This is a genomic window from Stenotrophomonas nitritireducens, assembly GCF_001700965.1.
Classification (GTDB): Bacteria; Pseudomonadota; Gammaproteobacteria; order Xanthomonadales; family Xanthomonadaceae; genus Stenotrophomonas; species Stenotrophomonas nitritireducens_A.
The window spans coordinates 3,338,426-3,360,017 of record NZ_CP016756.1 but is presented as its reverse complement, the minus strand read 5'-3'; the positions used below and the strand labels follow the sequence as shown (position 1 = coordinate 3,360,017).

Sequence of the window (21,592 nt, the reverse complement as noted above, 5' to 3'; positions counted from 1 at the left end):
CTGTTGTGTGCCGAGCATAGTCCGGACAGTGGCCTGGGCTCCCTGCGACGATGGTCTTAAGACCAAAGGCTCGGAGGCCAAGTCCGGGGCTAACGGGCCTCGGACTACGAGCCAGGAGCCTGCCCTCACCCCATCCCCTCTCCCGCGCGCGGGGTGAAAGGAGCAGCTTGCGAACCACCGGTTCGCTGCTCATTGAACGACCTTGCGCCAGCGCAAGGGCCGGGGCGCGAAGCGGGGGTTGGGGTGAGGGCAAGCTTTTGCTTTCAGAAAGGACACTCCGAAACAAACGCCAACGCCTCCCCACTCAGCGGATGCACAAACTCCAAACGTCGCGCATGCAGGCATACCCGCGCCGCAGGCTGCGCGTCGTACATCACGTCGCCCACGATCGGATGCCCGATGCTGGCCAGGTGCAAGCGCAGTTGATGACTGCGCCCGGTCACCGGCTCCAGCTCAAGCCGCGTGGTCTGCGCCAACACGTCGCGCGCCAGCACCCGCCAACGTGTCAACGAAGGCTTGCCCAATTCAAAGCTCACCATCTGCTTGGGCCGGTTCGGCCAGTCGCAGATCAGTGGCAGATCGATCTGCCCGGATTCGCCCTCGATCAGGCCTTGCACCAGCGCTTCATAGCGCTTGCTGACCTGGCGCTGTTCAAACTGCTTGGACAAGGCGATCTGCATCGGCTTGCCACGCGCGTACAGCATCAAGCCTGAGGTCACCTGGTCCAGCCGATGCACGGTCAATGCGTCCGGATGGTCCAGCTGCAGACGCGAGACAACGCAGTCCTGGTTTTCCGCCAGCCGCCCGGGCACGGACAACAGACCGGCCGGCTTTTCCGCCACCAGCAATGCCTCGTCTATGTAATGCAGCGCGATCTTGTCAGTCATGTCCAAAAGCAGAATGTAGTGCCGAGCCATGCTCGGCAGGGGTCTTGCCACGCATGTGGAAGCGGCACTCACCGCTTCCGATCATGCGTGTTTCAGCCAGCGAGGAGCTCCCCCTCCCCAACCCTCCCCTTCGCTTCGCGAAAGGGAGGGAGCGTAGTGCCGAGCCATGCTCGGCAGGGGCCTTGCCGATAAAGCGTCGGTGTAGTGCCGAGCCATGCTCGGCAGGGGCTTCACCAGTAGAGCCTCTGCTGAGCATGGCTCGGCACTACAAGGAGATTTAACGGTAACGCCTCAGCGCAGCATGGCTGCGCTCTACGACAATCAACGAACAACGAACAACGAACAACAAACAAAAACGGGGAAGCCGAAGCTTCCCCGTTGCTTGCACTACGTCAACTGCCCGCTGTTACAGCAGGTCGGCCACGCCAGCGCGCTCTTCTTCCAGCTCGCCCAGGGTGATGTCGATGTACTTCTTGGAGAAGTCGTCGATCGGCAGATCCTTGACGATGGTGTACTGGCCATTCTCGGTGGTGACCGGGAAGCCGAACACAACGCCTTCCGGAATGCCGTAGGAACCGTCGGACGGCACGCCCATGGTCACCCACTTGCCGTTGCTGCCCAGCACCCAGTCATGCACGTGGTCGATGGCGGCATTGGCAGCCGACGCGGCCGAGGACAGGCCACGGGCGGCGATGATGGCCGCACCACGCTTGCCGACGGTCGGGATGAAGGTGTTGGCATTCCATTCCTGATCGTTGATCAGGTCGCCGACCTTGGCGCCGCCGGTGGTGGCGAAGCGGTAGTCCGGGTACATGGTTGGGCTGTGGTTGCCCCACACGGTGAAGTGCTCGAAGCTCTCGACCGTCTTGCCGGTCTTGGCAGCCAGCTGGCTCAGGGCGCGGTTGTGGTCCAGGCGCAGCATGGCGGTGAAGTTCTTCGGGTTCAGGTCCGGCGCCGACTTCATCGCGATGTAGGCATTGGTGTTGGCCGGGTTGCCGACCACCAGCACCTTCACGTCACGCTTGGCGACGGCGTTCAGGGCCTTGCCCTGCACGGTGAAGATCTTGGCGTTTTCCAGCAGCAGGTCCTTGCGCTCCATGCCCGGGCCGCGCGGACGCGCGCCAACCAGCAGGGCCACGTCGACGTCCTTGAAGGCCACCAGCGGGTCAGCGGTGGTCACCACGCCGGCCAGCAGCGGGAAGGCGCAGTCTTCCAGTTCCATGACCACACCCTGCAGGGCGGCCTGGGCCTTTTCGTTGTCGATTTCGAGCAGCTGCAGGATGACCGGCTGGTCCTTGCCCAGCATTTCACCGGAAGCAATGCGGAACAGCAGTGCATAACCGATATTGCCGGCAGCGCCGGTTACGGCAACACGAACGGGTGCTTTCATGGGGGTTTCCTCTGCTAAGAAGCGTTTGTGGGGGTAAGGCCAAGCAGACGCGGGCGCATCGGCAAGGCCGCAATCAGAAACGGCCACCTGAGCAGGTGGCCGTCGGCGTCAATCAGGCGGCGAGGATCTTGTTCCACTCGGCGACGCGGTCGGCCTTGGCGGCCAGCACGGCGTCGGTATCGCCTTCCAGGGTGATCTTGTTGATCGCATCGCCCTGCTGGATGGCATCAACCACGTCCAGGCCTTCGAGCACCTTGCCAAACACGGTGTGCTTGCCATCGAGCCAATCGGTCTTGATGTGGGTGATGAAGAACTGGCTGCCGTTGGTGTTCGGGCCGGCATTGGCCATGGACAGCACGCCGCGCTCGTGGCGCACGCCATTCTTGGTTTCATCTTCAAAACGGTAGCCCGGGCCACCACGGCCGGAGCCTTCCGGGCAGCCGCCCTGGACCATGAAGTCGGCGATCACGCGGTGGAACGCCAGGCCGTCATAGAAGCCATGCTTGACCAGGTTGACGAAGTTGGCCACGGTCAGCGGTGCCTTGTCGGCATACAGCTCGACCTTGATCGGGCCGCGGGAAGTGTCGAAATTGGCGATCAGGGACATGGAAATCCTTAGTAAAGAAGACGTCTCTCAATAGCCGGATAGTTTACACCCGGCTCCGCCCGTGCTGCTGCCCTCTGGCCACAGCCTGGACGAGGCAAGCTGAATAGGCCATCAGACGAGTCTGAACAGTAGTTTTCGCACAAGGGCCACATACCGGTATAATGGCGAACTCATTTTCCCCATTCACGGCACCGGCTGGCCGTCTTTCGCATGTCCATCGAAAATCTTCGCAACATCGCCATCGTCGCCCACGTCGACCATGGCAAAACCACCCTCGTCGACCAGCTGCTCAAGCAGTCCGGCACCCTGTCCGAGCGCACGGTGCTTGCCGAGCGCGTCATGGACAGCAACGACCAGGAAAAAGAGCGCGGCATCACCATTCTGGCCAAGAACACGGCCATTACCTGGAATGGCAACCGCATCAACATCGTCGACACCCCCGGACACGCCGACTTCGGCGGCGAAGTGGAGCGCGTGCTGTCGATGGTTGACTCAGTGCTGATCCTGGTTGATGCCATGGACGGCCCGATGCCGCAGACCCGCTTCGTCACCCAGAAGGCCTTCGCGATGGGCTTCAAGCCGATCGTCGTGGTCAACAAGGTTGACCGTCCGAGCGCGCGCCCGGATTGGGTGATCGACCAGGTGTTCGACCTGTTCGACAAGCTCGGCGCCACCAACGAGCAGCTGGACTTCCCGATCGTCTACGCCTCGGGCCTGAATGGCTACGCCGGCCTGGAAGACACCGTCCGTGACGGCGACATGACCCCGCTGTACGAAGCGATCATGAAGCACGTGCCGGCACCGGAAGTGGACCCGGAAGGTCCGTTCCAGATGCGCATCAGCCAGCTGGACTACAACAACTTCGTGGGCGTGATCGGCATCGGCCGCATCCAGCGCGGCAAGTTGAAGAAGAACATGCAGGTCACCGTGATCGACCGTGAAGGCAAGAAGCGCAACGGCAAGGTGCTGCAGGTGCTCGGCTTCATGGGCCTGGAGCGCGTGGAAGTGGACGAAGCCGAAGCCGGCGACATCGTCGCCATCTCCGGCATCCAGGAACTGACCATCTCCGACACCATCTGCCACCCGGATGCACCGGAAGCCCTGCCGGCCCTGACCGTCGACGAGCCGACCATCTCGATGACCTTCCAGGTCAACAACTCGCCGTTCGCAGGCAACAAGGACCTGTCCGGCGGCAAGTTCCTGACCAGCCGCCAGCTGAAGGAACGCCTGGACCGCGAGACCGTGCACAACGTGGCACTGAAGGTCGAGCAGTTGGAAGACGCCGACAAGTTCCTGGTCTCCGGCCGTGGCGAGCTGCACCTGTCGGTGCTGATCGAAACCATGCGTCGTGAAGGCTACGAGCTGGCCGTATCGCGCCCGGAAGTGATCATCAAGGAAATCGATGGTCAGATGATGGAGCCAATCGAGCAGTTGGTCGTCGACATCGAAGAGCAGCACCAGGGCGGCGTGATGGAAAAGCTGGGCATCCGCAAGGGTCTGCTGAAGAACATGGAATCCGATGGCAAGGGCCGCGTGCGCCTTGACTACATGATTCCGGCGCGTGGCCTGATCGGCTTCCAGAACGAGTTCAAGACCCTGACCCAGGGTTCTGGCCTGCTGTTCCACGTGTTCGACCATTACGGCCCGAAGGAACAGGGCGCCATCGCCAAGCGCCAGAACGGCGTGATGATCGCCAATGCTCCGGGTGCCACCCCGGCCTATGCACTGGGCCCGTTGGAAGAGCGCGGCAAGCTGTTCGCTGCCGAAGGCGACAACGTGTACGAAGGCCAGCTGATCGGTATCCACTCCAAGGACAACGATCTGACCGTCAACGCCATCAAGACCAAGCCGCTGACCAACATGCGCGCTTCGGGCAAGGATGACGCGATCAAGCTGACCCCGGCCATCAAGTACTCGCTGGAGCAGGCACTGGACTTCATCGAGGACGACGAGCTGGTTGAAGTCACCCCGAAGGAAATCCGCCTGCGCAAGAAGGCGCTGACCGAAAGCGATCGCAAGAAGGCATCGCGCGGCGGCTGATTGTCTTGACTGACAACAAGCCCTACAACCCGGATCCGCATGCGCATCCGGGATTGGCAGCCATCGCGCTGCTCGAAGCGGGAAAGGCCGTACTGGCCTTTCTCGCTGCGGCTGGCCTGGAGATTTCCGGGCCAGCTCCGCTTCGCAACATCATCAACGCCCTGATCCACCGTGTAGGTGGTGACCCCGAGAACGGCGCGTTCTCGTCGCTGCTGGGCATGATCACCCCCGACACTGTTCACCTGGGCGCGGCCGTACTGGTCGGCTACGGGCTGCTGCGTGCGCTCGAGGCCTGGGGCCTGTGGCGTGCCAAGGCATGGGCCTCCTGGCTGGGCTGCATCTCGGCCGCGTTGTACCTGCCACTGGACTTCTACGCCATCGTCAAGCACCCCGGCTGGGCCTCCTGGCTGCTGCTGGCGGTCAACCTGTTGGTCGTCTGGGTACTGGCCCGCGACCTGGGCAAGCGCCACAAGCGCTAAGGCCAAACTGTAGTGCCGAGCCGTGCTCGGCATTGGGCTTTCCCCACAATGCAAAAAGCCCACCTGTAGTGCCGAGCCATGCTCGGCATTGGGCTTTACCTGTAATGCCCCTGCCGAGCATGGCTCGGCACTACATCAAAGCTGGCAGCCCCATCTGCACCAGGCATAGCGGTAGTCCTGCGGCTGTTCGCACAGCCCTGCCCTGACTGGATTGTGCAGCAGGTAGTTGGCTACGCCCCGCAATGATTCATCGTGCCTGATTGCATGATCGTGATAGCCGGCCTGCCAGATCGAACCCGCGTCACCAATGGACCTTGCTGAGCGTGACTTCAACCGTTGCAAGCACGCGCCCAGCGAACCGGACTGAAGCTGCAGCAGCCAATGTAGATGGTCTGGCATCACCACCCAGGCAACGCTGTGACTGATGCCCGATAGCTCGCAATCCCTGAGAGCTTCGATCACCTGTTCCGCGTTTTCCGGTGTAGCAAACAGCGGTATCCGCCCAGCGGTCACCGTGGTGATTGAATAGATGTGATTGGGCAGCGATACGCGTCCGAGGCGCAGTTTTGGACTGGACATCGCTGCAGCCTGAGGCCGGCGATCTAAAAGGTCCGTCAGGCATTCAAGGCTGCCCCTGTAGTGCCGAGCCATGCTCGGCATTGGGCTTTACCGGTAACACCCCTGCCGAGCATGGCTCGGCACTACAGATGTGGCATTACCGGTAACGCCCAATGCCGAGCATGGCTCGGCACTACAGATGTGGCATTACCGGTAACGCCCCTGCCGAGCGTGGCTCGGCACTACGGATGCGGCATTACTGGTAACGCTTCTGCCGAGCATGGCTCGGCACTACAGGTGCGGCATTACCCCGGTAAGGCCCTGCCGAGCTTAGCCCGGCGCTACCTTCAGCCTTGCTTGCGGACGATGGCCATGGCGATTTCCAGCGACTGCTCGTAATTCAGCCGCGGGTCGACGCTGGAACGGTAGGCCCGCTCCAGATCGCGCTCGGTGAGCTCACGCGCGCCGCCGGTGCATTCGGTGACATCCTCGCCAGTCAGCTCCAGGTGCACGCCTCCCAGGCGCGTACCGGCCGCTGCGTGCAGGTCGAAGGACAGCTCCACTTCGCTGCGGATATTGTCGAAGCGGCGTGTCTTGTAGCCGTTGCTGGTGCTTTCGGTATTGCCATGCATCGCGTCGCAGACCCACAGCACGCGGCGGCCGTCGCGCTTGATCGCATCCAGCAGCGGCGGCAGCTTGTCGGCAATCTGTGCCGCACCCATGCGGTGGATGAAGCTCAGGCGGCCCGGCTCGTCGTCCGGGTTCAGCACATCCATCAGCCGCAGCAGTTGATCCGGCTGCACCGATGGCCCCACCTTGATCGCGATCGGGTTGCGCACACCACGCAGGTATTCCACGTGCGCGCCATCCAGCGCGGCGGTGCGCATGCCGATCCACGGGTAATGCGTGCTCAGGTTGAACCAGCCGTTCTGGCGCGGCACTTGCCTAGTCAACGCCTGTTCGTAGGGCAGCAACAGCGCTTCATGTGAGGTGTAGAAATCCACCCGGTTGAGGTTGTGCACCTGCGAACCGGACAGCGTCTCCATGAAATGCACGGAGTCGCCGATCGAGGCCACCATCTTCTGGTACTCCTCGGCCAGCGGCGAGCAGCGCATCCAGGCCAGGTTCCAGTATTCGGGGTGATGCAGGTCGGCAAAGCCGCCATCGATCAGCGCCCGCACGAAATTCATCGTCAGCGCCGAGCGCGAATGCGCGGTGATCATCCGCTGCGGGTCCGGCACGCGCGCGGCCTCGGTGAACGCCGGCGCGTTGATCACGTCACCGCGGTAGCTTGGCAGAGTCACGCCGTCACGGGTTTCGGTATCGGCCGAGCGCGGCTTGGCGTACTGGCCGGCAAAGCGACCGACCCGGATCACCGGCGTGCGCAGGCCGTGCACCAGCACCAGGCTCATCTGCAGCAGCACCTTGAGCCGGTTGGAAATCGTGCCCGATTCGCAGTCGGCGAAGTTCTCCGCGCAATCACCGCCCTGCAACAGGAAGCGCTTGCCCTCCTGGGCCTCGGCCAGCTGCTGCTTGAGCGCGAAGATCTCCCACGAGGTCACCAACGGCGGCAGCTGCCGCAGCTCGGCCAGCGCGGCGTCCAGCGCCTGCGCATCGGGATAGGTGGGCATCTGCAGCGCAGGCTTGCCACGCCAGCTATCCGGCGCCCAGCTGCTGGCGTTGGCGACGGATGAGGGGGACAGGGAAGCGTTCATGCAGATACCAATGGAAGAAGTGGAAGAATCAGAACAGACGTTTTTTGCGGGCACACAGACCGGTGTACAGCGCCCAGCCGGCGAGCAGCACGAACCACACCAGGCTCCACATCGGCATGCTCAGTCCGAGGAAGGTCCAGTCGATGTTGCCGCAGTCACCGGTACCGGTCAGCACCGTGCGGAACACCTCGAACGGACCCATGGTCTCAGCCAGGAAGCTCAGCGGCGGGCCGCAGCTGCTACCCAAGTCCTTCGGCAACAGCTGCACGTAGACGTGGCGCCCGGCAATGCCGATGCCCACCAGCGCGGCCAGCGCCGTCAGCACGCCATAGCCGGCGCGGCCGCCGCGGCTGGAGGGGCCGTGCAACGCACCGAACAGGAACAGGATGCCTACAGCGGCGAAGGCGATGCGCTGGTAGATGCACAGCGGGCACGGCTCCAGCCCCATCTGGATCTGCATGTAGATCGCAAATGCCAGCAGCCCGGCACAGGCGGCAAAGCCCAGCAGGCACTGCGCACGGAAGCTCCAACGCAAGGGGTTCATCGCATCATTCCGGAGTAGACAATGCGGCAAGAGTAGCAGGCCATCCGCGTGCGATCAGCAGTAATGCCAGCTGCAACTTCATCAAACAGAAAGCCCGGCATTGGCCGGGCTTCTGTTGCATCCGTCGATGGATGGAAGTGCGCGATTACTCGCCGACTTCTTCCGCCACGGCGACCGGACGGTCAACCAGTTCGACATAGGCCATCGGTGCGTTGTCGCCAGCGCGGAAGCCGCACTTCAGCAGACGCAGGTAGCCGCCCGGACGGTTGGCGTAGCGCGGGCCTAGGATGGTGAACAGGACGCCGACGGCTTCCTGGTCACGCAGGCGGGCGAACGCCAGACGACGGTTGGCAACCGAATCAACCTTGGCCAGGGTGATCAGCGGCTCGGCAACGCGGCGCAGTTCCTTGGCCTTCGGCAGGGTGGTCTTGATCAGCTGGTGCTTGAACAGCGACGCAGCCATGTTCTTGAACATTGCTTCGCGGTGGGCGCTGGTGCGGTTGAACTTGCGGCCCGACTTCATATGACGCATGGGTGTATTCCTTGATTAATGATGGAACGTTGGACTTCGTTGTCGCCATCCTGGCGTTGTAAGTGGACTGCGGATGGTCCTGGTCGCCCGTCCTGGACGACCTGCATCGCGGCGTTGTTCAACCGTCAATGCGGGGTACTGCTGAAACAATATTCCCCCGCATGGTCGCCCATGCGGGGGAACAGGTATTGCTATCAACCAAGCATGCCGTGAGCGGCGACACCGGCCGGCGGCCAGTTCTCCAGCTTCATGCCAAGCGACAGGCCACGCTGGGCCAGCACTTCCTTGATCTCGGTCAACGACTTCTTGCCGAGGTTCGGGGTCTTGAGCAGTTCCACTTCGGTCTTCTGGATCAGATCACCGATGTAGTAGATGCTCTCGGCCTTCAGGCAGTTGGCCGAACGCACGGTCAGTTCCAGGTCGTCGATCGGGCGCAGCAGCACCGGATCCACGCCGTTGTTGGCCGGCTTGGCCGCACCGCGGTCGCGGTGGGTGAAATCGCCGAACACCGACAGCTGATCGCTGAGGATGTCGGCCGCAGTGCGGACAGCTTCCTCGGCATCGATCGTGCCGTTGGTTTCGATATCGATGACCAGCTTGTCCAGGTCGGTACGCTGCTCGACGCGAGCGGCTTCCACCGCATAAGCGACGCGGCGGACCGGCGAGAACGAGGCATCCAGCACCAGACGACCAATCGCACGCGATTCTTCGTCCGGACGACGACGCGCAGCGGCCGGCTGGTAGCCGAAGCCGCGCTCGACCTTCAGACGCATGTTGATCGCAGTGTCCTTGGTCAGGTTGCAGATCACATGGTCGCCGTTGATCACTTCGACGTTGTGGTCAACCTTGATGTCGGCAGCGGTGACAACGCCCGGACCCTGCTTGGACAGGGAAACGGTGGCGCTGTCGCCGGTGTGCATACGGATAGCCACGTCTTTCAGGTTGAGCAGGACGTCAAGCACGTCTTCCTGCAGGCCTTCAAGGGTGGTGTACTCGTGCAGCACGCCGTCGATCTCGACTTCGGTAATGGCGAAGCCCGGGATGGACGACAGCAGCACGCGACGCAGGGCGTTGCCCAGCGTATGCCCGTAACCACGCTCCAAGGGTTCGATCACGACCTTGGCGCGGGTCTCGGTAAGGCGTTCGATCTGCGGACCGCGAGGACGCAGAACCTGGTTTGCGGTAACCGTCATGTTGCGGGTTCTCCTGCGAACCTCCGGTGCAACCCGGAGGTTCTCCATTGTGAATTACTTCGAATACAACTCGACGATCAGCGCTTCGTTGATATCCGCAGGCAGGTCCGCACGATCCGGAACGGCCTTGAAGACGCCGCTGAACTTCTTCGAATCGACTTCGACCCACGACGGGCTGAGGTCGTGCTGCTCGGCAACGACCAGGGCTTCCTGGACGCGCAGCTGCTTGGCAGCCTTCTCGGACAGCGCAATCGCGTCGCCGGCCTTGATCTGGTACGAAGCCAGGTTGACCGACTTGCCATTGACCGTGACACCGCGGTGCGAGACCAGCTGACGAGCAGCCGGACGGGTCACTGCGAAGCCCATGCGGTAGACGACGTTGTCCAGACGGGTTTCCAACAACTGCAGCAGGTTCTCGCCGGTGTTGCCCTTCTTGGTCGAGGCCTTCTTGTAGTAGTTGCGGAACTGACGCTCCAGCAGACCGTAAATACGCTTGACCTTCTGCTTTTCACGCAGCTGGGTGGCATAGTCGGACAGCTTGCCCTTACGGGCAGTGGCGCCGTGCTGGCCGGGCTTTTGCTCCAGCTTGCACTTGGAATCCAACGCGCGGGCCGGGCTCTTCAGAGAGAGGTCGGCGCCTTCGCGGCGGGCGAGCTTACAGGTAGGACCGATATAACGAGCCATTTCTTATCGCTCCTTTAGACGCGACGCTTCTTCGGCGGACGGCACCCGTTGTGCGGGATTGGCGTCACGTCGATGATGTTGGTGATCTTGTAGCCGACGTTGTTCAACGAACGTACGGCCGACTCACGGCCCGGACCCGGACCCTTGATGCGGACTTCCAGCGACTTCAGGCCGTAATCCAGCGCAGCCTTGCCAGCCTTTTCGGCGGCAACCTGAGCGGCGAACGGAGTCGACTTACGCGAACCACGGAAGCCAGCGCCACCGGAGGTCGCCCAGGACAGTGCATTGCCCTGACGGTCGGTGATGGTCACGATGGTGTTGTTGAAAGAAGCGTGGACGTGGGCAACGCCATCAGTGATGACGCGCTTGATCTTCTTCTTGGTTTTTGCTGCTGCGGGCTTAGCCATTATCTAGGTCCCTTACTTCTTCAGAGCCTTGCGCGGACCCTTACGGGTACGTGCATTGGTCTTGGTGCGCTGACCACGCAGCGGGAGACCACGACGGTGACGCAGGCCGCGATAGCAGCCCAGGTCCATCAGGCGCTTGATGGCAATGCCGATTTCGCGACGCAGGTCGCCTTCAACGATGTACTTGCCCACTTCCAGGCGCAGACGATCGATTTCCGGTTCCGACAGATCGCGGATCTTGGTGGTCGAAGCAACGCCTGCGACTTCGCAGACCTTCTTCGAACGGGTACGGCCGATGCCGTAAATGCTTTGCAACCCGACCCAGACGTGCTTCTGGGCTGGCAGGTTGACGCCTGCAATACGCGCCATGACGCGGTTCTCCAGCTGAGTGATGGCCGACTGCGCACCACAAGGCGCGCCAATCCGGCAGGATGGATCAAAAAAGTGAACTAGCGATACTAACAAGGCTTCGGTTTGCTTGGAAGCCGTGGAACGTAACGTTCCACAGACCCGGCGTGGGGAGTGTGCCCATGCTCCGGCGCCGGATGTGCCTGGCAAGGAGAGTCATCTCCGAGCCGCCCGCGCTACTCCCGCGCGGAACAACCACATCACACCCCCACCCGAAACCGCTGCAGGGGCCGCCCTTCTGTTTGGAAAGCCGCCCGGTTGACCAGGGCGGGTTTCGCGTAATTAAGCCGCAAGTATAACCGGTGAATCAGCCGCGTGCAAAACCGCCGCGGTTGCCGCCCTTCAGGTTGGCCTTCTTCAACAGGCTTTCGTACTGGTGCGACATCAGATGTGCCTGAACCTGCGCGATGAAGTCCATCACCACCACCACCACGATCAGCAGCGAAGTGCCACCGAAGTAGAAGGAGGCGTTGAGCTGGGTGCGCATGATTTCCGGCAGCAGGCAGACGATCACCAGGTACAGCGAACCGGCAGCCGTCAGACGGGTCAGCACGGCATCGATGTAGTCCGCGGTGGCCTTGCCCGGACGGATGCCCGGAATCAGCGCGCCCGACTTCTTCAGGTTGTCAGCGGTCTCCTGCGAATTGAACACCAGTGCAGTGTAGAAGAACGCAAAACCGGTGATCAGACCCGCGAACACGATCATGTGCAGCGGCTCGCCCGGACCCAGCGCGTTGGCCACCTTCTGCAGCCACGTGGCCGAGCTGGCCTGGCCGGACCACATCGCCAGCGTTGCCGGGAAGGCCAGGATGCTGGAGGCGAAGATGGCCGGGATCACGCCCGCCATGTTCAGCTTCAGCGGCAGGAACGAGGTCTGGTTCATGTAGGCATTACGGCCACCCTGACGGCGGGCGTAATTGACCGTGATACGGCGCTGGCCACGCTCGACGAACACCACGAAATAGGTGAAAGCCAGCACGACGAGGACGATGATGAGCAGCGAAATGAAGCTCATGTTGCCGTCACGGTAGGCTTCCACGGTGTGGATGACCGCGGCCGGCAGGCCGGCGACGATGCCGGCGAAGATGATCAGCGATACACCGTTGCCGATGCCCCGCTCCGTCACCTGCTCACCGACCCACATCAGGAAGATGGTGCCTGCGGTCAACGCCACGATGGCGGTCAACACGAAGCCCATGCCCGGGGCGTAAACCACCGGAGCACCGCCCGGCGACACCTGGTTCTGCAGTGCCAGCGCGATACTGCCGCCCTGCACTACTGCCAGGAGCACCGCGCCGATGCGCGAATACTGGGTGATCTTGCGACGACCCGACTCACCTTCCTTCTGCATGGCCTTCAGAGCCGGGAAGATGTGGACCGCCAGCTGCATCACGATGGATGCCGAGATGTACGGCATCACGTTCAACGCGAAGATGCTGAAACGGTGCAGGGCGCCGCCCGAGAACATGTTGAACATGTCCACGATACCGCCGCCCTGCGCCTGCATCAGCGCAAGCATGGCATCGGGATTGACGCCCGGCACCGGCACATAACAGCCGATGCGATAGACGAGCAATGCCCCAAGTACGAACAGGAGGCGCTGGCGAAGTTCCGTGAACTTGCCTGCCCCTGCCGCGAGGTTACCGATGCCAGCTTGCGCCATGTTCCAGTTACTCCTGTACGCTGCCACCGGCAGCTTCAATCGCGGCCTTGGCGCCGGCAGTGGCAGCAACACCCTTCAGGGTGAACGCCTTGCTCAGCTCGCCCTTGAGGACGATCTTGGCCTTCTTTGCGGTCGACGGGATCAGCTTGGCTGCACGCAGTGCGGCCACGTCGATCTCACCGGCTTCCAGGCGATCAAGGTGGTAGGACAGCACTTCTGCAGTGTCCTTGGCCTTGTGCGAGAAGAAGCCGATCTTCGGCAGACGACGCTGCATCGGGGTCTGGCCGCCTTCGAAGCCAGCCTTGATCTTGCCGCCGCCCTTGCGAGCGAACGAACCCTTGTGGCCGCGGCCGCAGGTCTTGCCCAGGCCGGAGCCGATACCACGACCGACGCGGGTACGCTCGGTGCGGGCGCCCGGTGCCGGGCTCAGTTCATTGAGACGCATAGTCATGGTCGATTACTCCTCAACCTGGACGAGGTACTGAACCTTGTTGATCAGGCCGCGAACCTGCGGGCTGTCCTTCAGTTCACGCACATCATTGAGCTTGTTCAGGCCCAGAGCACGCACCGACAGGCGGTGACGCGACTGGGTGCCACGCAGGCCACGCACCAGGCGCACCTTCACGGTCTTGACGGTTTCATTAGCCATGGTTCAGATCCTCCACCTTCTTGCCGCGCTTGGCAGCAATACGGGCCGGGGACTGCGCACCGGCCAGACCCTTCAGGGTGGCACGGACCAGGTTGATCGGGTTACGCGAACCCACAGCCTTGGCCAGCACGTTCTTCACGCCAACGGCTTCCAGCACGGCGCGCATGGCACCACCGGCGATGACGCCAGTACCTTCCGAAGCCGGCTGCATGAACACGCGAGCTGCGCCGTGGCCGTCCTTGACGGTGTGCCACAACGTACCGTTGTTCAGGTCAACGCTGATCATGTTCTTGCGGGCCTGTTCCATCGACTTCTGGATGGCGACCGGCACTTCGCGTGCCTTGCCATAACCAAAGCCAACCTTGCCTTCGCCATCGCCGACCACGGTCAGGGCGGTGAAGGTGAACTGACGGCCACCCTTGACGGTCTTGCTGACGCGGTTGACCGCGACCAGCTTTTCGATCATGCCGTCATCGACTTTTTCTTCGCGGTTGCGGTCGCGATCGCGACCCCGCTGCTGACGCTCTTCTGCCATTTCGATTCCTTGATTGATTGGGTATGTACGGCTCGGGGCCGCTTATGGTTGTGTAGTGAAGCAATGACTCGCCAATCGCTGCATAAGAACGAAAGGCGCCCGGTACCAACCCGTACCGGCAGGTAGGCGGAAAGGGGCCATAGGCCCCTTCCCTTTATTGCTTAGAACTGCAGGCCGCCTTCGCGGGCAGCGTCAGCCAGAGCCTTGATGCGACCGTGGTAGCGGTAGCCCGAGCGGTCGAAAGCGACCTTCTCGATACCGGCAGCCTTGGCGCGCTCTGCAATCAGCTTGCCGACCTTGGTGGCAGCGTCGATGTTCTTGCCGCTCTTCAGGCCTTCCTTCACTTCAGCCTGGGCGGTGTTGGCAGCAGCCAGCACCTTGGAGCCGTCGGCGGTGAAGACCTGCGCGTACAGGTGCTGGCCGGTGCGCAGCACCGACAGACGAGCCACGCCCAAAGTACGGATGTGCGAACGGGTCGACTTGGCGCGACGCAGACGGGCGATGTTCTTGTTCATGTTCTTTATCCTCGAAAGCTGAAAACCTAAGAATTAGGCCTTCTTGGCTTCCTTGCGAATGATGACTTCACCGGCGTACTTCACACCCTTGCCCTTGTAGGGCTCCGGCGGACGGTAACCGCGGATCTTGGCGGCGACTTCACCGACAACCTGCTTGTCCACGCCCTGCACGACGATTTCCGTCTGCGTCGGGGTCGACAGGGTGATGCCTTCCGGCGCCACGAACACGACAGGGTGGGAGAAGCCCAGCGACAGGTTCAGGTCCTTGCCCTGCATGGCAGCGCGGTAACCCACGCCAACCAGCTCAAGCTTGCGCTCGAAGCCTTCGGACACGCCCTGCACCATGTTGGCCAGGATCGAACGAACGGTGCCGGCCAGTGCGTCGAAGGTGATGTCCTTCGGGCTCAGCGTGGCAACGCCATTGTCGAGAGTGATTTCAACGCCAGCGGCCTTGTTCAGCGAAAGGGTGCCCTTCGGGCCCTTCACGCTCACAACTTCCGGCTGGATGGTCAGTTCAACGCCCTTGGGCAGGTTGATCGGCTTCTTGGCTACGCGGGACATAGTGGACTCCTTCCCTTAGGCCACGAAGCACAGGACTTCGCCGCCGACGCCCAACTGGCGCGCCTGCGCATCAGTCATGATGCCCTTGGAGGTGGAAATAATGGCGATACCCAGGCCGTTCATGACCTTCGGCAGATCGGACTTGCCACGGTACTGGCGCAGACCCGAACGCGAGAAGCGCTTCAGGGTCGCGATGACCGGCTTGCCTTCGAAATACTTCAGGACGATTTCGATCTCGGCCTTGTTGTTTTCGATGTTGTTGACGCGCAGGTCAGTGATGTAACCCTCGTCCTTCAGGACCTGGGCAATTGCCACCTTGACCTTGGACGACGGGGCTTTCACCGTCTGCTTGCCAACCGCGGCCGCATTTCGAATGCGTACCAGCAGGTCGGCGATGGGATCAGTCATGCTCATGTAGATACCTTTGAGTGCACCGATATCCGCTTTCGCGAAAATCTCGTGTTTTCCTGGGATGGGCCAGGGCCCTTGACGCACCTGCCGCCTGTTTCGGGCAGGCAAGGAGCGGGATTATACGACAAAAAGCCCGACTTGCGTCGGACTTTTTGCTTTACCTTCAGGTTGCCCTGCCGGCGACCTGACCGGGCCTTGCGGCCCGGCCGGGTTGTTGCTTACCAGCTTGCCTTGCGCAGGCCCGGCACGTCACCACGCATGGTGGCTTCGCGCAGCTTGTTACGGCCGAGGCCGAACTTGCTGTACACGCCACGCGGGCGGCCCGACAGCTCGCAACGGTTGCGATGGCGGCTCGGCGACGAATCGCGCGGCAGCTTCGACAACTTGATCACGGCTTCGGCCTTCTCTTCGTAGCTCGCGTCCACCGAGGACACGATCTTCTTCAGAGCCGCACGCTTGTCGGCGTACTTCAGGGCCAGCTTCTTCCGCTTGATGTCGCGGTTGACCATTGAGGTCTTTGCCATTTCGGTATCCTCGACGAATCAGTTACGGAACGGGAACTTGAACGCTGCGAGCAGCGCCTTTGCTTCCGCATCGGTCTTGGCAGTGGTGGTGATGGCGATATCCATACCGCGGATCGCGTCGACGGCGTCGAAGTCGATTTCCGGGAAGATGATCTGTTCCTTCACACCCATGTTGTAGTTGCCACGACCGTCGAACGAACGACCCGACACGCCGCGGAAGTCACGCACGCGCGGCAGCGAGATGTTGATCAGGCGATCCAGGAACTCAAACATGGTGTCACGACGCAGCGTGACCTTGCAGCCGATCGGCCAACCGTCACGGATCTTGAACGAAGCCACCGAGACGCGCGACTTGGTGACCACCGGCTTCTGACCGGTGATCTTGGTCATGTCGGCAACGGCGTTTTCAAGAACCTTCTTGTTGGTCGCAGCTTCGCCCACACCCATGTTCAGGGTGACCTTGACCAGGCGCGGCACTTCCATCGGATTGGTGTAGCCGAACTGCTTGGTCAGCGCCGGCACCACTTCTTCCTTGTAAAACTTTTCGAGACGTGAATTCATCGGTCAGTCCTTAGGCGTCGAGCGCCTCACCGCTGGAGCGGAACACACGCAGTTTGCGTCCATCCTCCAGCACCTTGAAGCCAACGCGCTCGCCCTTGCCCGAAGCCGGGTTCAGCACATTCACGTTGGAGATATGGATCGACGCTTCACGCTCGACCACGCCGCCGGCAACGCCTGCCTGCGGGTTCGGCTTGGTGTGGCGCTTGACGATGTTCACGTTGGCGACGATCACACGATCGCCGTCGACGCGGACGACTTCGCCCTGCTTGCCCTTGTCCTTGCCGGTGTTGACGACGACCTGGTCGCCCTTCTTGATACGGTTAGCCATGATTATCTCCTGGCGCTCACAGAACTTCGGGAGCGAGCGAGACGATCTTCATGAACTTCTCGGAACGAAGTTCACGGGTCACCGGTCCGAAGATGCGGGTGCCGATCGGCTCTTGCTTGTTGTTGAGCAGGACCGCAGCGTTGCCGTCGAAACGGATCAGCGAGCCATCGGCGCGACGCACACCCTTGCGGGTACGCACCACGACGGCGTCATACACTTCACCCTTCTTGACTTTGCCGCGCGGAATTGCGTCCTTCACGGTGACCTTGATGATGTCGCCGATGTGGGCATAACGGCGCTTGGAACCACCAAGCACCTTGATGCACATCAGTTCCTTGGCACCGGAGTTGTCCGCAGCATCAAGGTAGCTCTGCATCTGAATCATGAGTCAGATCTCCTTATTCAGCCGCACGCGTGATGACTTCCACCACGCGCCAGTTCTTGGTCTTGGACATCGGAGCAATCTCGGTCACACGAACGACATCACCTTCTTTACAGGTGTTGTCGGCGTCGTGTGCGTGCAGCTTGGACGAGCGCTTGATGTACTTGCCGTACAACGGGTGCTTGACCTGGCGCTCCACCAACACGGTGACCGTCTTGTCCATCTTGTTGCTGACGACACGGCCTTCGACCGTGCGCAGCGTCTTGCTTTCAGTATTTTCGCTCATAGCAGCCATCCTTACTTCGTGCTGCCGATCAGGTGCTTGACGCGAGCAATCTCGCGGCGCACCCGGCGGGTTTCGTGGGTCTTCGGCAGCTGGCCGGTGACCTGCTGCATACGGAGCGAGAACTGCTCCTTACGCAGGTCGGTCAGGTGGGCCTTGAGATCGTCAGCCGACTTCTCGCGGAGTTGTTTGATGTCCATCAGCGCACCGTCCGGGTTACGAAAGTGGTGGTCACCGAGAGCTTGGCAGCGGCCAGGCGGAATGCCTCGCGTGCCACTTCCTCAGTCACGCCCTCGACTTCATAAATCATGCGGCCCGGCTGGATCTGAGCGACCCAGTATTCCACGCCACCCTTACCAGCACCCATTCGGACTTCGATGGGCTTCTTGGTGATGGGCTTGTCGGGGAACACGCGGATCCACATCTTGCCACCGCGCTTGACGTAGCGGCTGATCGAGCGGCGAGCCGCTTCGATCTGACGCGCGGTCAGCTGACCGTGGGCAGTAGCCTTCAGACCGTACTCGCCGAAGCTGACAGCATTTGCGCTCCAGCTCAGGCCGTCATTGCGGCCCTTGAACATCTTGCGGTATTTGGTTCGCTTGGGTTGCAACATTGCCGTTACCTCGCTTCACGAGCCGGGCGCGACGGACGGTCACCGCGGTCGCCGCGATCGTTACGATCGTTGCGCGGGCTGTCGTCCTGCTTTTCCTGGCCAACCTGGGAGAAATCAAAGACTTCACCCTTGTAGATCCAAACCTTGATGCCGATGATGCCGTAGGTGGTGCTGGCTTCAGCGAAACCGTAGTCGATATCCGCACGCAGGGTGTGCAACGGCACGCGGCCTTCGCGGTACCACTCCGAACGAGCGATTTCAGCGCCGTTCAAGCGGCCGCCGACGTTGACCTTGATGCCCAGGGCACCCAGGCGCATCGCGTTGCCGACCGAGCGCTTCATTGCACGGCGGAACATGATGCGGCGCTCCAGCTGCTGCGCGATCGACTCGGCAACCAGCTGTGCGTCCAACTCCGGCTTGCGCACTTCGGTGACGTTGATGTGCGCCGGGACGCCCATCATTTCGCTCACTTCCTTACGCAGCTTTTCGATGTCCTCACCGCGCTTGCCGATCACCACGCCCGGACGGGCGGTGTGAATCGTCACGCGAGCCGTCTTTGCCGGACGCTCGATGAGGATCTTGGAGATGCCAGCCTGAGCAAGCTTCTTGCGCAGCATCTCACGTACTTTCAGGTCGGCTGCCAGGTAACCAGCAAACTCGGCCTTGTTGGCGTACCACTTGGAATTCCAGTCCTTGGAAATACCGAGGCGGATACCAACCGGATGAACTTTATGACCCATGGTCTTTATCCTTTCCGCTTACTTGCCGGCGCCCACAACCACAGTGATGTGGCTGGTGCGCTTGAGGATGCGGGTACCGCGGCCTTTCGCCCGCGCCATGAAACGCTTCAGGGTCGGACCTTCATCTACCATGATGGTCTTGACCTTCAGCTCGTCGACGTCAGCGCCCTGGTTGTTTTCGGCATTTGCGATAGCCGACTCCACCACCTTCTTGATCAGGTGAGCAGCCTTCTTATCCGAAAACTTCAGCAGGTTGACCGCACGCTCGGCCGGCAGACCGCGCACCTGGTCAGCGACCAGACGGGCTTTCTGCGCAGAGATGCGCGCGGAGCGCAGGATTGCTTTCGCTTCCATTGTCATCTCTCCTTACTTGCCCGACTTCTTGTCGCCACCGTGACCCTTGAAGGTCCGGGTGACGGCAAATTCGCCGAGCTTGTGGCCGACCATGTTCTCGTTGACGAGCACTGGAACGTGGTTCTTACCGTTATGAACGGCGATGGTGACCCCTACCATTTCCGGCAGGATCATGGAACGGCGCGACCAGGTTTTGATCGGCTTCTTGCTGCCCGCAGCGGCCTCCACCTTCTTGACGAGGTGGTGATCGACGAACGGGCCCTTCTTGAGTGAACGTGCCATGGTCGATTAGCCCCTACGATCGCGGACGATGAACTGCTGAGTGCGCTTGTTATGGCGCGTCTTGTAACCCTTGGTCGGGACACCCCACGGGGTGACCGGATGCGGATTACCCTGGCCGGCCTTGGCTTCACCACCACCGTGCGGGTGATCCACCGGGTTCATGGCCGCACCGCGGACGGTCGGCTTGACGCCGCGCCAGCGCTTGGCACCAGCTTTGCCCAGCTTTTCCAGGTTGTGCTCATCGTTACCGACTTCACCGATGGTGGCGCGGCATTCGACCGGCACCTTACGCATTTCACCCGAGCGCAGGCGCAGGGTGGCGTAGATGCCTTCACGAGCGACCAGCTGCACGCCTGCACCAGCAGCACGAGCGATCTGAGCGCCCTTGCCCGGCTTCAGCTCGATCCCGTGGACGGTGGTACCGACCGGGATGTTGCGCAGCGGCAGGGTGTTGCCGGTCTTGATCGGGGCGTGAGCACCCGAGATGACCTGGTCACCAGCCTTCAGGCCCTTCGGGGCGATGATGTAGCGACGCTCACCGTCGACATAGCACAGCAGGGCGATATGGGCAGTGCGGTTCGGATCGTATTCGATACGTTCCACGCGTGCCGGGATGCCTTCCTTGTTGCGCTTGAAGTCAATCAGACGGTAGTGCTGCTTGTGACCACCACCCACATGACGGGTGGTGATGCGGCCGTGGTGGTTACGACCGCCGGACTTGCTCTGCGGCTCCAGCAACGCAGCATGCGGCGCGCCTTTGTGCAGATCAGGAGTGACCACGCGCACGGCCGAACGACGGCCGGGAGAAGTGGGTTTGAATTTCATCAATGGCATGGGATGTACCTCAGGCCTTGGCCGTTACATCGATGGACTGGCCATCGGCGAGACGCACATACGCCTTGCGCCAATCGCCGCGGCGGCCTGCACGGTTACGGAAGGACTTGTTCTTGCCCTTCACGTTCAGCACATTGACCGACTCGACCTTGACGTCGAACAGCTGCTCAACCGCGGCCTTTACATCGGCCTTGGTGGCTTCGTTCGAAACTTCGAAGACGTATTGATTGGAGATTTCCTGCAGGCGCGCGGTCTTTTCAGAGACTCGCGGTGCACGCAGCACGCTGAAGATTTTTTCGTTGGCGCTCATGCCAGCCACTCCTCGACCTTCTTGACCGCGTCAGCGGTGATGACGACCGTGTCGGCACCGACCAGCGCAACCGGGTCCAGGCCCTGCACGTCACGCACCTGCACATACGGCAGATTGCGAGCGGACAGGTACAGGTGCTCGGTGGCTTCTTCGGTGACGATCAGCGGGCGCTTGCCCACTTCCAGGCCAGCCAGCTTGGTGATCAGAGCCTTGGTGCTGGTCGCGTCGACATCGAACGACTCAACGATGGTCAGGCGGCCCTGGCGGTTCAGCTCGGACAGGATGGCGCACATGGCGGCGCGATACTGCTTACGATTGACCTTCTGTTCGAAGCTACGCGGCTTGGCCGCGAAGGTGACACCACCGCCGACGAAGATCGGAGCGGTCAGGGCACCGTGACGAGCGCCACCACCCTTCTGCTTCTTCGACTTCTTGGTGGTACCAGCCACTTCAGAACGCGTCTTCTGTGCCTTGGTGCCCGAACGTGCGGCGTTGCGGTAAGCAACGACGACCTGGTGAACCAGATCTTCGCTGAAATCGCGACCGAACACGGCGTCGGAGACCGAGACCTTGTTGTTGCTACCCGTGATAACGAGTTCCATC

At 61.6% G+C, this 21,592-nt stretch carries 33 protein-coding genes; 2 read left to right on the top strand and 31 right to left on the bottom strand.

Annotated elements, in window-relative coordinates:
- Positions 1 to 263 precede the first annotated feature (263 nt).
- From BCV67_RS14185 to BCV67_RS14175, 3 genes are all read right to left on the bottom strand, one after another.
- Positions 264 to 887, bottom strand: coding sequence for an RluA family pseudouridine synthase (locus tag BCV67_RS14185; protein WP_062171712.1), 624 nt, complete (start codon positions 885 to 887; stop codon positions 264 to 266).
- Between the two features lie 406 nt (positions 888 to 1,293).
- Positions 1,294 to 2,277, bottom strand: a complete 984-nt coding sequence (locus BCV67_RS14180) for a malate dehydrogenase (RefSeq protein WP_057629616.1) — start codon at positions 2,275 to 2,277, stop codon at positions 1,294 to 1,296.
- Between the two features lie 112 nt (positions 2,278 to 2,389).
- A complete protein-coding gene (locus BCV67_RS14175; RefSeq protein ID WP_057629615.1) occupies positions 2,390 to 2,884 on the bottom strand; it encodes a peptidylprolyl isomerase in 495 nt (164 codons plus the stop codon).
- A 210-nt stretch (positions 2,885 to 3,094) separates the two neighbouring features.
- Here BCV67_RS14175 and typA point away from each other — a divergent pair, with 210 nt between their 5' ends.
- Both typA and BCV67_RS14165 read left to right on the top strand, forming a co-directional pair.
- The gene (typA, locus tag BCV67_RS14170; protein WP_062169005.1) at positions 3,095 to 4,924 is read left to right on the top strand and encodes a translational GTPase TypA; all 1,830 of its coding nucleotides are present in this window, start codon (positions 3,095 to 3,097) and stop codon (positions 4,922 to 4,924) included.
- 5 nt (positions 4,925 to 4,929) lie between these two features.
- The gene (locus BCV67_RS14165) at positions 4,930 to 5,403 is read left to right on the top strand and encodes a DUF2127 domain-containing protein (RefSeq protein ID WP_062169007.1); all 474 of its coding nucleotides are present in this window, start codon (positions 4,930 to 4,932) and stop codon (positions 5,401 to 5,403) included.
- Positions 5,404 to 5,538: 135 nt separating this feature from the next.
- On the opposite strand, the gene BCV67_RS19645 is transcribed toward BCV67_RS14165, so the two are convergent.
- The 28 genes from BCV67_RS19645 to rplD all read right to left on the bottom strand — a co-directional run bounded on the left by BCV67_RS19645 (position 5,539) and on the right by rplD (position 21,591).
- Complete coding sequence (locus tag BCV67_RS19645; protein ID WP_082746599.1) at positions 5,539 to 5,982, bottom strand: REP-associated tyrosine transposase; 444 nt, start codon at positions 5,980 to 5,982, stop codon at positions 5,539 to 5,541.
- Positions 5,983 to 6,308: 326 nt separating this feature from the next.
- Positions 6,309 to 7,676 (bottom strand): class II 3-deoxy-7-phosphoheptulonate synthase, encoded by a 1,368-nt coding sequence (locus tag BCV67_RS14160; RefSeq protein WP_062169009.1) that lies wholly within the window; start codon positions 7,674 to 7,676, stop codon positions 6,309 to 6,311.
- Positions 7,677 to 7,704: 28 nt separating this feature from the next.
- Positions 7,705 to 8,220 (bottom strand): disulfide bond formation protein B, encoded by a 516-nt coding sequence (locus BCV67_RS14155; protein ID WP_062169011.1) that lies wholly within the window; start codon positions 8,218 to 8,220, stop codon positions 7,705 to 7,707.
- Between the two features lie 145 nt (positions 8,221 to 8,365).
- Complete coding sequence (gene rplQ, locus BCV67_RS14150; RefSeq protein ID WP_057629609.1) at positions 8,366 to 8,752, bottom strand: 50S ribosomal protein L17; 387 nt, start codon at positions 8,750 to 8,752, stop codon at positions 8,366 to 8,368.
- A gap of 194 nt (positions 8,753 to 8,946) precedes the next feature.
- The gene (locus BCV67_RS14145) at positions 8,947 to 9,945 is read right to left on the bottom strand and encodes a DNA-directed RNA polymerase subunit alpha (RefSeq protein ID WP_062169013.1); all 999 of its coding nucleotides are present in this window, start codon (positions 9,943 to 9,945) and stop codon (positions 8,947 to 8,949) included.
- 54 nt (positions 9,946 to 9,999) lie between these two features.
- A complete protein-coding gene (gene rpsD, locus BCV67_RS14140; protein ID WP_057629607.1) occupies positions 10,000 to 10,629 on the bottom strand; it encodes a 30S ribosomal protein S4 in 630 nt (209 codons plus the stop codon).
- A 14-nt stretch (positions 10,630 to 10,643) separates the two neighbouring features.
- Entirely contained in the window at positions 10,644 to 11,036 is a 393-nt protein-coding gene (gene rpsK, locus BCV67_RS14135) for a 30S ribosomal protein S11 (RefSeq protein WP_057629606.1), read from the bottom strand.
- A gap of 12 nt (positions 11,037 to 11,048) precedes the next feature.
- Complete coding sequence (gene rpsM, locus BCV67_RS14130; protein WP_057629605.1) at positions 11,049 to 11,405, bottom strand: 30S ribosomal protein S13; 357 nt, start codon at positions 11,403 to 11,405, stop codon at positions 11,049 to 11,051.
- A gap of 346 nt (positions 11,406 to 11,751) precedes the next feature.
- On the bottom strand, positions 11,752 to 13,107 hold the full coding sequence (secY, locus tag BCV67_RS14125) for a preprotein translocase subunit SecY (protein ID WP_062169015.1): 1,356 nt from the start codon (positions 13,105 to 13,107) through the stop codon (positions 11,752 to 11,754).
- A gap of 7 nt (positions 13,108 to 13,114) precedes the next feature.
- The gene (gene rplO, locus BCV67_RS14120; protein ID WP_062169017.1) at positions 13,115 to 13,558 is read right to left on the bottom strand and encodes a 50S ribosomal protein L15; all 444 of its coding nucleotides are present in this window, start codon (positions 13,556 to 13,558) and stop codon (positions 13,115 to 13,117) included.
- 6 nt (positions 13,559 to 13,564) lie between these two features.
- The gene (gene rpmD, locus BCV67_RS14115) at positions 13,565 to 13,756 is read right to left on the bottom strand and encodes a 50S ribosomal protein L30 (RefSeq protein ID WP_062169020.1); all 192 of its coding nucleotides are present in this window, start codon (positions 13,754 to 13,756) and stop codon (positions 13,565 to 13,567) included.
- Positions 13,749 to 14,291 (bottom strand): 30S ribosomal protein S5, encoded by a 543-nt coding sequence (gene rpsE / locus BCV67_RS14110; RefSeq protein WP_062169022.1) that lies wholly within the window; start codon positions 14,289 to 14,291, stop codon positions 13,749 to 13,751. The genes rpmD and rpsE overlap by 8 nt, the downstream gene beginning before the upstream one ends.
- Before the next feature lie 161 nt (positions 14,292 to 14,452).
- Positions 14,453 to 14,806 carry a 50S ribosomal protein L18 gene (gene rplR, locus BCV67_RS14105; RefSeq protein WP_062169024.1) on the bottom strand — a complete coding sequence of 118 codons (354 nt, stop codon included), beginning with the start codon at positions 14,804 to 14,806 and terminating at the stop codon, positions 14,453 to 14,455.
- A gap of 33 nt (positions 14,807 to 14,839) precedes the next feature.
- Positions 14,840 to 15,367 (bottom strand): 50S ribosomal protein L6, encoded by a 528-nt coding sequence (gene rplF / locus BCV67_RS14100; RefSeq protein WP_062169026.1) that lies wholly within the window; start codon positions 15,365 to 15,367, stop codon positions 14,840 to 14,842.
- 15 nt (positions 15,368 to 15,382) lie between these two features.
- A complete protein-coding gene (gene rpsH / locus BCV67_RS14095) occupies positions 15,383 to 15,781 on the bottom strand; it encodes a 30S ribosomal protein S8 (protein WP_062169028.1) in 399 nt (132 codons plus the stop codon).
- Between the two features lie 215 nt (positions 15,782 to 15,996).
- Positions 15,997 to 16,302, bottom strand: coding sequence for a 30S ribosomal protein S14 (rpsN, locus tag BCV67_RS14090; protein WP_062169030.1), 306 nt, complete (start codon positions 16,300 to 16,302; stop codon positions 15,997 to 15,999).
- Positions 16,303 to 16,320: 18 nt separating this feature from the next.
- Positions 16,321 to 16,863 (bottom strand): 50S ribosomal protein L5, encoded by a 543-nt coding sequence (gene rplE / locus BCV67_RS14085; protein ID WP_062169033.1) that lies wholly within the window; start codon positions 16,861 to 16,863, stop codon positions 16,321 to 16,323.
- A gap of 10 nt (positions 16,864 to 16,873) precedes the next feature.
- Positions 16,874 to 17,191 carry a 50S ribosomal protein L24 gene (gene rplX, locus BCV67_RS14080; protein ID WP_017355416.1) on the bottom strand — a complete coding sequence of 106 codons (318 nt, stop codon included), beginning with the start codon at positions 17,189 to 17,191 and terminating at the stop codon, positions 16,874 to 16,876.
- Positions 17,192 to 17,207: 16 nt separating this feature from the next.
- Positions 17,208 to 17,576, bottom strand: coding sequence for a 50S ribosomal protein L14 (gene rplN, locus BCV67_RS14075; RefSeq protein ID WP_019186153.1), 369 nt, complete (start codon positions 17,574 to 17,576; stop codon positions 17,208 to 17,210).
- 13 nt (positions 17,577 to 17,589) lie between these two features.
- Positions 17,590 to 17,859: a 30S ribosomal protein S17 gene (gene rpsQ / locus BCV67_RS14070; RefSeq protein WP_057629595.1), complete on the bottom strand. Its 270-nt coding sequence runs from the start codon at positions 17,857 to 17,859 to the stop codon at positions 17,590 to 17,592.
- An 11-nt stretch (positions 17,860 to 17,870) separates the two neighbouring features.
- Positions 17,871 to 18,056: a 50S ribosomal protein L29 gene (gene rpmC, locus BCV67_RS14065; RefSeq protein WP_057629594.1), complete on the bottom strand. Its 186-nt coding sequence runs from the start codon at positions 18,054 to 18,056 to the stop codon at positions 17,871 to 17,873.
- Positions 18,056 to 18,469 carry a 50S ribosomal protein L16 gene (gene rplP, locus BCV67_RS14060; protein WP_057629593.1) on the bottom strand — a complete coding sequence of 138 codons (414 nt, stop codon included), beginning with the start codon at positions 18,467 to 18,469 and terminating at the stop codon, positions 18,056 to 18,058. Before rplP ends, rpmC begins: the two co-directional genes overlap by 1 nt.
- A 5-nt stretch (positions 18,470 to 18,474) precedes the next feature.
- Positions 18,475 to 19,209, bottom strand: a complete 735-nt coding sequence (gene rpsC / locus BCV67_RS14055; protein WP_057629592.1) for a 30S ribosomal protein S3 — start codon at positions 19,207 to 19,209, stop codon at positions 18,475 to 18,477.
- 18 nt (positions 19,210 to 19,227) lie between these two features.
- The gene (gene rplV, locus BCV67_RS14050) at positions 19,228 to 19,563 is read right to left on the bottom strand and encodes a 50S ribosomal protein L22 (protein ID WP_054657198.1); all 336 of its coding nucleotides are present in this window, start codon (positions 19,561 to 19,563) and stop codon (positions 19,228 to 19,230) included.
- A gap of 12 nt (positions 19,564 to 19,575) precedes the next feature.
- Positions 19,576 to 19,845: a 30S ribosomal protein S19 gene (gene rpsS / locus BCV67_RS14045; RefSeq protein WP_057629591.1), complete on the bottom strand. Its 270-nt coding sequence runs from the start codon at positions 19,843 to 19,845 to the stop codon at positions 19,576 to 19,578.
- 6 nt (positions 19,846 to 19,851) lie between these two features.
- Positions 19,852 to 20,679 carry a 50S ribosomal protein L2 gene (gene rplB, locus BCV67_RS14040; RefSeq protein WP_057629590.1) on the bottom strand — a complete coding sequence of 276 codons (828 nt, stop codon included), beginning with the start codon at positions 20,677 to 20,679 and terminating at the stop codon, positions 19,852 to 19,854.
- Positions 20,680 to 20,689: 10 nt separating this feature from the next.
- Positions 20,690 to 20,989: a 50S ribosomal protein L23 gene (gene rplW / locus BCV67_RS14035; RefSeq protein ID WP_057629589.1), complete on the bottom strand. Its 300-nt coding sequence runs from the start codon at positions 20,987 to 20,989 to the stop codon at positions 20,690 to 20,692.
- On the bottom strand, positions 20,986 to 21,591 hold the full coding sequence (rplD, locus tag BCV67_RS14030; protein ID WP_062169035.1) for a 50S ribosomal protein L4: 606 nt from the start codon (positions 21,589 to 21,591) through the stop codon (positions 20,986 to 20,988). Before rplD ends, rplW begins: the two co-directional genes overlap by 4 nt.
- Position 21,592 lies beyond the last annotated feature (1 nt).